The organism is Streptomyces sp. NPDC047028 (genome assembly GCF_040644095.1).
Lineage (GTDB): Bacteria > Actinomycetota > Actinomycetes > Streptomycetales > Streptomycetaceae > Streptomyces.
Genome location: NZ_JBEYVS010000023.1, coordinates 121062 through 131001 on the forward strand (window position 1 = coordinate 121062; position 9940 = coordinate 131001).

General features: G+C 72.5%; 8 protein-coding genes. 1 reads left to right on the plus strand and 7 read right to left on the minus strand.

The genetic code is table 11. The annotated features are described in order from the left end of the window. The first annotated feature begins 49 nt into the window (after nucleotides 1–49). Nucleotides 50–1402, plus strand: a complete 1353-nt coding sequence (locus tag ABZ854_RS21485; RefSeq protein ID WP_361213164.1) for an amidase family protein — start codon at nucleotides 50–52, stop codon at nucleotides 1400–1402. Between the two features lie 16 nt (nucleotides 1403–1418). Here the strand turns inward: ABZ854_RS21485 and ABZ854_RS21490 are convergent, their stop codons facing one another. From ABZ854_RS21490 to glgC, 7 genes are all read right to left on the minus strand, one after another. Beyond that, entirely contained in the window at nucleotides 1419–1904 is a 486-nt protein-coding gene (locus ABZ854_RS21490) for a GNAT family N-acetyltransferase (protein ID WP_361213167.1), read from the minus strand. 61 nt (nucleotides 1905–1965) lie between these two features. Then, nucleotides 1966–2139 carry a hypothetical protein gene (locus tag ABZ854_RS21495; protein ID WP_129305406.1) on the minus strand — a complete coding sequence of 58 codons (174 nt, stop codon included), beginning with the start codon at nucleotides 2137–2139 and terminating at the stop codon, nucleotides 1966–1968. Nucleotides 2140–2578: 439 nt separating this feature from the next. Then, entirely contained in the window at nucleotides 2579–2809 is a 231-nt protein-coding gene (locus tag ABZ854_RS21500; protein ID WP_361213171.1) for a hypothetical protein, read from the minus strand. Nucleotides 2810–2878: 69 nt separating this feature from the next. Beyond that, a complete protein-coding gene (locus ABZ854_RS21505) occupies nucleotides 2879–4384 on the minus strand; it encodes an SDR family NAD(P)-dependent oxidoreductase (protein ID WP_361213174.1) in 1506 nt (501 codons plus the stop codon). A gap of 232 nt (nucleotides 4385–4616) precedes the next feature. After that, complete coding sequence (locus tag ABZ854_RS21510; protein ID WP_361213207.1) at nucleotides 4617–5960, minus strand: wax ester/triacylglycerol synthase family O-acyltransferase; 1344 nt, start codon at nucleotides 5958–5960, stop codon at nucleotides 4617–4619. Between the two features lie 144 nt (nucleotides 5961–6104). Further along, a complete protein-coding gene (locus ABZ854_RS21515; protein WP_361213177.1) occupies nucleotides 6105–8426 on the minus strand; it encodes a GH92 family glycosyl hydrolase in 2322 nt (773 codons plus the stop codon). Nucleotides 8427–8551: 125 nt separating this feature from the next. Continuing rightward, complete coding sequence (gene glgC / locus ABZ854_RS21520; protein WP_361213180.1) at nucleotides 8552–9772, minus strand: glucose-1-phosphate adenylyltransferase; 1221 nt, start codon at nucleotides 9770–9772, stop codon at nucleotides 8552–8554. Nucleotides 9773–9940 lie beyond the last annotated feature (168 nt).

Here is a 9940-nt window from a genome sequence, read left to right on the forward strand (position 1 = left end):
GCAAGCCTTCCGTACCGGCGAGTAGCCGACGAGCAGCCGAGGAGTGCGCGTGAGCAGCTGGGCCGGGCGGACCGCCGCCGAGATCGCCGCCGCCGTACACGAGAAGCGGGTCACGCCGCGCGAGGTGGTCGCGGAGCACCTCGCCCGGATCGAACGCCTCGACGGCCGGATCGAGGCGTTCCGCGCGGTCCGCGCGCGGGCGGCGCTCGCCGAGGCGGAGGAGGTCGGCTCGCGCGCCGATCTGGCGGAACTGCCCCTCGCGGGCGTGCCGGTGGCCGTGAAGGACAACCTGTCCGTGCGCGGGGAGGCGCACCGCGACGGCACCGCCGCGACCCCGGACACGCCGGCCGCCGAGGACCATGTGACGGTGGCCCGGCTGCGGGCGGCCGGCGCGGTGGTGGTGGGCCTGACGAACGTGCCCGAACTGTGTGTCTTCGGCACCACGGAGGGCGTCTACGGCACCTCGCGCAACCCGTGGGACACCACCAGGACGGCGGGCGGCTCGTCCGGGGGCAGCGCGGCGGCCGTGGCCGCCGCGCTGGTGCCCCTCGCCCTCGGCAACGACGGCATGGGCTCGCTGCGCATCCCGGCGGCCAACTGCGGCCTGGTGACGCTGAAGGCGGGGCACGGGGTGGTGCCGGCCGGGATCGGCAACGGCGACTGGTTCGGCATGTCCGAGAACGGGCCGCTGGCCACCACGGTCGAGGATCTGCGGCTGATGCTGGGCGTCCTCGCGGACACGGAGTTCCCGCTGCCCGCGGACCCGCCCCGCCGGAGCATCGCCGTGGCGCCGCGCAGCCCGCTCGCCGGGGTGAGCGTCAGCAAGCCGTACGCGACCGCCGTCCGGGAGGCGGCCGGGGTGCTCGCGCGGGCCGGGCACCGGGTGCGGCTCGCCCGGCCGCCGTATCCGGCCTCGCTGGGCGTGACCGCGATCCAGCACTGGACGGCGGGTACGGCGGTGGACGCGGCGGCGCTCGATCCGGCGCGGCTGGCCCGCCGGACGCGGGTGCACGCGGCGGTGGGCCGGCGCTTCGTGGGCACGGTGCGCACCGGGGCCGGCCGGGACCGGCTCCGCGCCCGGCTGACCCCCTTCTTCACGGAGTACGACGTCCTGCTCACGCCGGCGCTGGCCCGGCGCTCCCCCGAGGCCGGGCCGTGGCACGAGCGGGGCTGGCTGCGCAACGTCCTGGTGAACTCGGCGTATTCGCCGTTCACCCCGCCCTGGAACCTCACGGGCTGGCCGGCGATGTCCGTCCCGTTCGGCACCCTGCCCTCGGGCGCCCCCTGCGCCGTACAGCTGGTGGGGCGGCCCGGCACGGAGGCGGACCTGCTGGCGCTGGCGGCGGAGCTGGAGGAACTGCGTCCGTGGCAGCGCACGGCACCGGTGGCGGATCAGCCGTAGCGGGCGGGGCGCTCGCTCAGTCGAGCGCCCTGTACATGATGTGCAGGCCGACCCGGCCGTGCCGGGGGTGGTCGAACGCCTCCGGGACGGTCGCCAGGACGGTGAAGCCGAGGGATGTCCACAGGCCCACGGCCGGGTTGGTCTCGACGACCGCGTTGAAGACCATCGCCCGGTAGCCCTGGGCCCGGGCCTCGGCCAGGACGTGCTCGGCGAGGGCGCGGCCGATGCCGCGTCCGGCGTGGTCCGGGTCGACCATGAAGCCGGCGTTCGCGACACCCGCTGCGGGTCCGCCGTAGTTCGGGGTGAGGTAGGCCGAGCCCGTCACCGTGCCGGTGGGGTCCTCGGCGACGTAGACGCGTTTGGGCGGCGCCGTCCACAGCGTCCGGGCCGCGTCTTCCGAGGTCTCGGGGTCCCACGCGTAGGTCTCGGCGGCGGCGACGATGCGGTGCCAGAACGGCCAGATCCGTGGCCAGTCGTCGGCCACGGCTTCTCTGATCGGCATGGGCGTGAGTCTGTCACGCCCATGCGGTCCAACGATCGCGACGGGTCCGGCCCCCAGGGGGTCAGTCGACGCTGGGCAGGATGTGGGGTTCGGCGAGGTCGTCCTCGTAACCCGCGAGGCGGATCGGGGCCGACCGGGCCCACACGTCGAGGCTGCCGAGTTCGTCGGACCGGCGGCCCTTGCGCTCCGTGCGTTCCTTGGGGCGTTGCTCGCGATTCGTTGTCTCCGGTGTCACCGCGCACTCCTTATGTGTCGGGTCACCCTCGGGGCGGGACGGTCAGCCTGCACGGTGCCGCTCGACGCCCGTTCGGGTCTGGATGGAAGGCCTGTACGGACGCGGTGGCGCCGGTTCCTCGTGGCAGGACAGGCCGTTGTGAGCGGCTCGCCCCGGGACGGACGATGGGTGTGGGTGGGACCCCGTGCTGCTGTCCGTCCACTTCAGAGTAACCAAATGAGCGCGGGGCCGCTCGATAGGGAAGGCAAACAAGGAGTAACTATCTGCGGCCTTTTCACCCTGCAATAGGAGTAAATATGGCGCTATTTGAGGCGAATCACCCGCACAGGAATCACCCGCCCGGCCTAGTGGCGCGAACAGTCATTCGAGCATGCGTCAGGACGGCGCCCCCCACGCGGGGGTGCGCCGTCCTCGATCGCTCCTCGGCGGTCAGGTCAGGTCAGGGGAAGAACGCGATTCCCATGATGATCACCAGGCAGACGCAGACGACCAGGGCGATGGAGCCCCAGGTCCAGGGATGCCGCAGCGGGTCCCTGTCGCCGCCTCGCGGACGGTCCTCCTCCAGTGACCCGCTGTCGGTCCGGTCCCTGGCGTAGAACTCCTCGTCCGTGGAGTAGCGATTGCGCGGATCGGACTTGGCGCGCGGATCGATACCGTGCTGATCGGTCATGAGTCATCACCCACTTCCCTTACTGCACGCTGCCCCCACTCACCTACTTCCCAGTCGGAGCCGTTCCACTCACCACTTGCCGGGCGCGTAGTCCTTCAGGAAGACGCCGTACAGGTCCTCGCCCGCCTCGCCCCGCACGACGGGGTCGTAGACGCGGGCGGCGCCGTCGACCAGGTCGAGGGGCGCGTGGAAGCCGGCCTCGGCGAGGCGCAGCTTCTCGTAGTGCGGGCGCTCGTCGGTGATCCAGCCGGTGTCGACGGAGGTCATCAGGATGCCGTCGGTGCGGAACATCTCCTCGGCGCTGGTCCGGGTGACCATGTTCATGGCGGCCTTGGCGGCGTTGGTGTTCGGGTGCCCGGCACCCTTGTAGCCGCGGCTGAAGACGCCCTCCATGGCGGAGACGTTCACGACGTACGAGCGCCCGCTGCGGGCCTGGCGGGCGGCCGCGGCCATGGCCGGGCGCAGCTTGCTGATCAGGATGAACGGCGCCGTGTAGTTGCACAGCTGGGTCTCCAGCAGTTCCACCGGCGAGATCTGCTCGATGGACTGCACCCAGGTGTTGGTGTCGACCACGTCGGGCACGAGGCCGCCGGCGTCGATGGCGGTGCCGTCCAGGTGCCGGGCGACGCTGGCGTTGCCGGCGACGAGGGCGAGGTCGGCGACCTGCTGGGCCTCCAGCCCGCCGGCGCCGACGGGCAGCGCGGCGATGCCGTCGACGGCGCCGGAGTTGAAGGCGCCGATGACGTGGTGGGCGGGGAGTTCACCGGCGGGCAGCGGGGCGCTCTCGCCGTCGACGAGGGCCGCGTACGCCGAGGGCAGCCGGCGTACGGTCTGCGTCGCGTTGTTGATCAGGATGTCGAGCGGTCCGGCCTCGGCAACCTGTTCGGCCAGGGCGACGGCCTGCGCGGGGTCGCGCAGGTCGAGGCCGACGACCTCCAGCCGGTGCAGCCAGTCCGCGGAGTCGTCCATCGCCTTGAACCGGCGGATGGCGTCCTTGGGGAAGCGGGTGGTGATGGTGGTGTGGGCGCCGTCGCGCAGCAGCCGGAGCGCGATGTACATGCCGATCTTGGCGCGGCCGCCGGTGAGCAGGGCGCGCTTGCCGGTCAGGTCGGCGCCGGCGTCCCGCTTGGCGCGGTTCAGCGCGGCGCACGCCGGGCAGAGCTGGTGGTAGAAGTAGTCGACCTCGACGTAGCGGCTCTTGCAGGTGTAGCACGAGCGGGGGCGCTGGAGTATCCCGGCGATGCGGCCCTCCTCCACCTTGGAGGAGGGCAGGATGCCCTCGGTCTCGTCGTCGATGCGCTCGGCGGAGCCGGTGGCGGTGGCCTCGGTGACGGCCTTGTCGTGGGCGGTCTTGGCGGCCCGTCGGTCCTGGCGGCGGCGCTGCTTGACCGTGCGGTAGATGTGCGAGGTGGCGCGGCGCACCTGGATCGCGTCGGGGTGGTCGACGTCCAGCGTGTCGAGTTCCGCGAGCACGCTCAGGCACACGGCGAGACGCTCCGGGTCGATCCCGGGCCCGTAGACGACTTCCTCCATGGTGGCATCCATGGAGGCCGCCCCGTCCTCTGTCACCGTCATCGCGCTGCCGCTTCCCTGCTCAACCGAGCGGCGCTCCGACTCGCGCCCGCTTTCGAACGGGGAAGTCTACGGAGCGGAACCCCCCACCACCAAACCCGATGCGATCACCACGCACGGACTTGTCGGCCGCCGACGGCGAGCGCGCCCCGCGGGGGCCACCCGCACCCGGCGACGAGAGTGGTACGGGTGGTGCGGGTGGGAACACGATCCGGCTGAAGGCCGGTCCGGCGCTTCAGTCCTCGCACACCGCGAGCAACGTCTCCACCTCAGCCGACACCGCGTCAGCGAACCGCTCCAGGTCGGGCACGGCACGACCGTCGGCGACCAGCCCGTAGTGCACGTGCCCGCGGTACGTGGAGATCGCGACCGCCAGCGCCTGCCCCGGCGGCAGCGGCGCCAGCGGATACACCGCGGTCAGCTCGTGCCCGCCCAGCCGCAGCCCGAGCCCCGGCAGCGGCACGCTGGTGACGAGGATGTCGAACCACAGCCGGGCGGCCTGCCCGACCAGCGGCCCGCCGAGCCGGTGGCCGAGCGCCGGCACGTGGTCCGCGAGCAGCGCCACCGCCCCGGCGCCCCGTTCGGACCCCGCGTCCTTGTTGCGGACCATCGCCGTACGCACGGTGTCGAGGCGGCGCAGCGGATCGGCCTCGCCGACGGGCAGCGGTATCAGGTACCCGGAGAGCCGGTTGCCCTGTGGCTGGGCGGTGCGCGGCCGGCGCCGGGAGACGGGGATGAGCGCGCGGGGCGCCACCCCGGCGCTGCCGTCGCCGCGCTCGTCGAGCCAGCGGCGCAGCGCTCCGGCGACGACGGCGATGAGGACGTCGTTGACGGTGCCGCCCGCGCTCTTGCGGACCCGGTGAACGTCGTCGATGTCGAGGACGACGCCCGCGGTGCGGCGGGTTCCGCTGGGCGCGGCGGTCAGTGCGGAGGTGGGCCGCATGCCGAGCGTGGACCGGGCGAGGGAGGCGCCGATGTCCAGGGCCCGGCCCACGTCGGACAGCGTGTCCCTGACGGTGTCCCTGACCAGGCCGGGCAGCAGTGCGGGCAGCCGGCGCACGTCGGGCAGCAGACCGCGCGACGGTTCGGCAGGCCGCGGGGGGCGTTCGGGCAGGTCGACCGGGTCCAGCACACCGGCGGCCAGTTTCAGCGCGCGCAGCCCGTCGGCGAGGGCGTGGTGGAACTTGAACAGCACCGCGAAGGACACCCCGTCCTCGCCGGGCACGACGTGGGCCTCCCACGGCGGCCTGTCGCGCTCCAGGGGCCGCTCCATCAGCCGGCCGGCGACCGCGTGGAAGTCGGCGGCGGGGGCGTGCAGCCGTACGTGGTTCAGGGGGTCGAAGCCGGGGTCGGCCTCGCGGGCGGCGCCGCCGAAGGCGAGCGGCTGCCACAGGTCCCGGATGCGCATGCGCAGGCCGGGGACGGCGGCGGCGCGGGCGGCGAGCAGATCGGCGGCGTGCGCGCCGGCGGTGGGCGAGTGGGCGGCGAAGACGCCGAGCGCGCCGAGGTGCATGGGGTACCGGTCGGACTCCATGTTCCAGAAGGCCAGGTCGAGAGGAGCGAGCAGGTCGGAAGTCAAGAGCATGCCTCGCGTCGACGAAGGGTGGACCAGCAGTCAAACCCCGCCGGATGATTACGGTCAAGTACGATCAGGCTACGCACAGTTAACAACAGATTAAGTCCCGCCCCGGTGGGAGGGGCGGGACTCATGAGGCGTCTGAGGTCACCTCAGGACGGGAGGCGCCGCCCCGGGTGACGTACCCCACTCAGACGGGTGCGGGCCGACCGTGAACGCGAGCGTGCGCAGGGAGCGCAGCCGGGCCGTCGTCACATAGGTCCGCGGTTCGGGTCTGCCGTCGGCGCGGACGGCCTGGATGTAGCGGTCGGCGGCCGAGGTGCCGGGCGCGGTGACCGTCAGCCGGCCGCCGGGCCAGAAGCGTGGGTCGAGGGTCAGGTCGACCCGGTCGAAGACGGGCGTGGACAGGCCCCAGGTGCCGTAGCCGGGCTGGACGGGGAAGAGGCCGATGGACGACAGCACGTTCCAGGCGGACATGGTGCCGAGGTCGTCGTTGCCGGTGATCCCGGTGGGGCCGTCGGTGAAGAGGGTCAGGGCCGCGTGGACGACGTCGGTGGTCTTCCAGGGCTGGCCGGTGGACAGGTAGGTGTAGGGCGCGATGAGGTCGGGCTCGTTCATCGGGTTGTAGGTGGCGGCGTTGTAGTAGTCGTAGGCGCCGCCGTGCACCCACACCTCGCGGGCCGTGCTCTCGGGGTCGGCGAGCAGCCGGTCGTAGGCGAAGAAGGTGTCCAGGCGGTCGTTGGCCGCCTGCTCGCCGCCGATCAGGGCGACCGTGCCGGGCAGGTCCTGCGGCACCAGCCACTGGTACTGCCAGGCGCTGCCCTCGTGGAAGCCCGGGCTGCGGGCCGGGTCGGCGGAGCCGGTGAAGGCGCCGGAGCCGTCGCGGGGGCGGAAGAAGCCGGTCGCGGGGTCGAAGACGTTCCGGTAGTTCCGCGACCGGGCGGCGTACCGGGCGGCGTCGGCGTCATGGCCGAGACCGCGGGCCATCTGGGCGAGCATGGCGTCGGCGAGCGCGTACTCCAGGGTGACGGAGGCGCCGTGGTGGTAGTCGGAGTCGCCCATCTTGGCGTACGGGCGGTTCCAGATGTACGGCGCGAAGCCGCGCGCGATGTAGTCGGCGTTCGCCTCGCGGCCGATACCGGGGTAGTCGGCCGGCGGCACCGAGTCGGCGTTCTTCCTCAGCGCCCGGTAGGTCTCCTCCTCGAACCCCTTGAGCAGGCCCATCTCGTACGCCGTCGTCAGGAACGGGGTGACCGGGTCGCCGCTCATGACGTTCGTCTCGACGGGGCCGTAGCCCCACTTGGGCAGCCAGCCGCCGTCCTCGTCGATCCGCACCACCGAGCGCGCCATGTCGCGGGCCTCGCGGGGTGCGAGCAGGGCGAGCAGCTGGGCCTGGGTGCGGTAGGTGTCCCACAGGGACCAGTTCTGGTAGTAGGTGAAGCCGCGAGAGCGGTGGATACGGCGGTCCCAGCCCAGGTAGCGGCCGTCGGCGTCGCTGCCGACGTTGGGCGCGAGGAACGAGCGGTACAGGGACGAGTAGAAGGTCCGGCGCCGGGCGGGGTCGCCGCCGTTCACCCGGACGGTGGACAGCCGCCGCTCCCACGCCGCGCGCGCCCGCAGCCGTACGGCGTCGAAGGGTCGGCCGCCCTCGGCGCGCAGGTTGGCCGCGGCGCCGCCCGCGTCGACGTAACTCAGGGCGGTGGTCGCCTCGACCGTGCGGTCCCGGGTCGTGTCGAAGCGGACGTAGGCGCCCCCGTGGCCGGTGCGGGATCCGGGCGTGAGCGCCGTGCCGTCCCAGGTGCCGTAGGCCGTGAAGGGCCGGTCGAAGCGGGTGATCGTGTAGACGGTGTACGGGTCGGTGTCCCGGCAGAAGCCGTGGCCGGTGACGGCGGTGCGCACGGTGTGGTCGTCGAGGATCTCGACCGTGCTGGTGACCGGCCGGTGCAGCGCCTGTGCCGCGTTCAACAGCACGTTGGCGTGGGCGGTGGCCGGGAAGGTGTAGCGCTGCACGCCGGTACGGGCGGTCGCGGTCAGTTCGGCGCGGATTCCGGAGTCGAGGCCGACGCGGTAGTAGCCGGGGCTCGCCTCCTCGTCGGCGTGGGAGAAGCCCGCGGCGTACTGGGCGTAGTCCGTCTGTGTGACGTCTCCCGTGGTGGGCAGCACGGGCAGGTCGCCGCCGATCCGGCAGCCGACGCCGGAGAGGTGGACGAGGGAGAAGCCGCGGATGCGGTTCTGCGTGTAGTCGTAGCCGGTGTTGTGCCCGGTGTCCGGGGAGAGCTGCACCATGCCGAACGGCACGGTGGCACCGGGGAAGGTGTTCCCCTCGTTCTGGGTCCCGATGAAGGGGTTCACCAGATCGGTGAGGTGGCCGTCGGTCCGCTCGGCGGCCCGTGCGTCGGGGGTGGTGATCAGCGCGGACGCCGCCATCACCCCGGCCAGGCACAGGCGCGTGCGCCGGGTCCCTCTCATGTCGGATGACCTCCGAAGGTTCGACATCGTTGCCTGCATCGTGAAGGCCGAACGACGCGAACTCGGGCATTCCGGGCGGGACGTGCGGGGCGCGTCGCGCTGGACGCCGCCCCTGGGTGGCCGGGCTAGGACACCGTCCGCCCCTTGCCCAGGGCGATCACCCCGCCCTTGGAGACGGTGTAGAGCTCCGCGTCCCGCTGCGGATTGACGCCGATCGTGGCGCCGGGCGGGACCTCGACGTTCTTGTCCAGGACGGCACCGCGGACGACCGCGCCCCGGCCGACGCGCACGTTGTCGTGCAGCACGGAGCCCTGCACCACGGCGCCCGGGTCGATCCGCACCCCGGGCGACAGCACGGAGCGGGAGACCTGACCGCGGATCAGGCAGCCCGCGCTGACGATGGACTCGCTCGCGATGCCGCCCGCGTTGAAGCGGGCCGGGGAGAGCTGGTTGGAATGGGTGTAGACGGGCCACTGCCGGTTGTAGAGGTTGAAGGCGGGCCGCTCGGCGATCAGGTCCATGTGCGCCTCGTGGTAGGCGTCGAGCGTGCCGACGTCCCTCCAGTAGCCCTGGTCCCGGGTGGTCTCGCCGGGGACGTGGTTGTCGCTGAAGTCGTACAGCTGCGCCTCGCCCCGCTCGGTGAGCTGCGGCAGGATCGAGCCGCCCATGTCGTGCACGGAACGCTCGTCCTCGGCGTCCCGGTGCAGCGCCTCGATCAGCGCCTTGGTGGTGAAGAGGTAGTTGCCCATCGAGGCGAACACACGTCCGGGGTCGTCGGGCAGTCCGGGCGGGTTCGCCGGCTTCTCCAGGAAGCGCTCCACCGTACGGCCGTCCGGGCCGGGGGTGATCACCCCGAAGGAGGAGGACTCGGTGCGCGGCACCCGGATGCCGGCCACCGTGACGCCCGCCCCGCCCTCGATGTGCTGCCGAAGCATCTGCCGCGGGTCCATCCGGTACACGTGGTCGGCGCCGAACACCGCGACGTACTCGGGCTGTTCGTCGTGGACCAGGTTCAGGGACTGCAGGATCGCGTCGGCGCTGCCCAGGTACCAGCGGGGCCCGAGGCGCTGCTGCGCCGGGACCGGGGTGACGTAGTTGCCGAGCAGGCTGGACATCCGCCAGGTGGTGGTGATGTGCCGGTCCAGCGAGTGCGACTTGTACTGGGTGAGTACGCAGACCCGCAGGATGTCGCCGTTGACCAGGTTGGACAGCACGAAGTCGACGAGCCGGTAGGTGCCGCCGAAGGTGACCGCGGGTTTGGCGCGGTCGGCGGTCAGCGGCATCAGGCGCTTGCCCTCCCCGCCCGCCAGCACGATCCCGAGAACCGAAGGTCCCCCACGACGCATGGGCCCGCTCCCCTCACCCTGGTAGAACCATGGCTGCCCCGACCGGCCGGGACCAATCCTGCCGGGAGGTCCGGCCAGGGCCTGTCCGGCGGATCTTCGTGGAGCAGCCCGCGGCGTCCGGTGCGTGCTCTCGGCGTGCGCCCGGATCGCCCTCGTACTGGACGTACT

What these genes read in the sequence shown, in the direction of transcription:
- ABZ854_RS21490 (WP_361213167.1), bottom strand. Translation starts at nt 1,904, where the DNA reads ATGCCGATCAGAGAAGCCGTGGCCGACGACTGGCCACGGATCTGGCCG.
- ABZ854_RS21500 (WP_361213171.1), bottom strand. Translation starts at nt 2,809, where the DNA reads ATGACCGATCAGCACGGTATCGATCCGCGCGCCAAGTCCGATCCGCGC.
- ABZ854_RS21505 (WP_361213174.1), bottom strand. Translation starts at nt 4,384, where the DNA reads ATGACGGTGACAGAGGACGGGGCGGCCTCCATGGATGCCACCATGGAG.
- ABZ854_RS21515 (WP_361213177.1), bottom strand. Translation starts at nt 8,426, where the DNA reads ATGAGAGGGACCCGGCGCACGCGCCTGTGCCTGGCCGGGGTGATGGCG.
- glgC (WP_361213180.1), bottom strand. Translation starts at nt 9,772, where the DNA reads ATGCGTCGTGGGGGACCTTCGGTTCTCGGGATCGTGCTGGCGGGCGGG.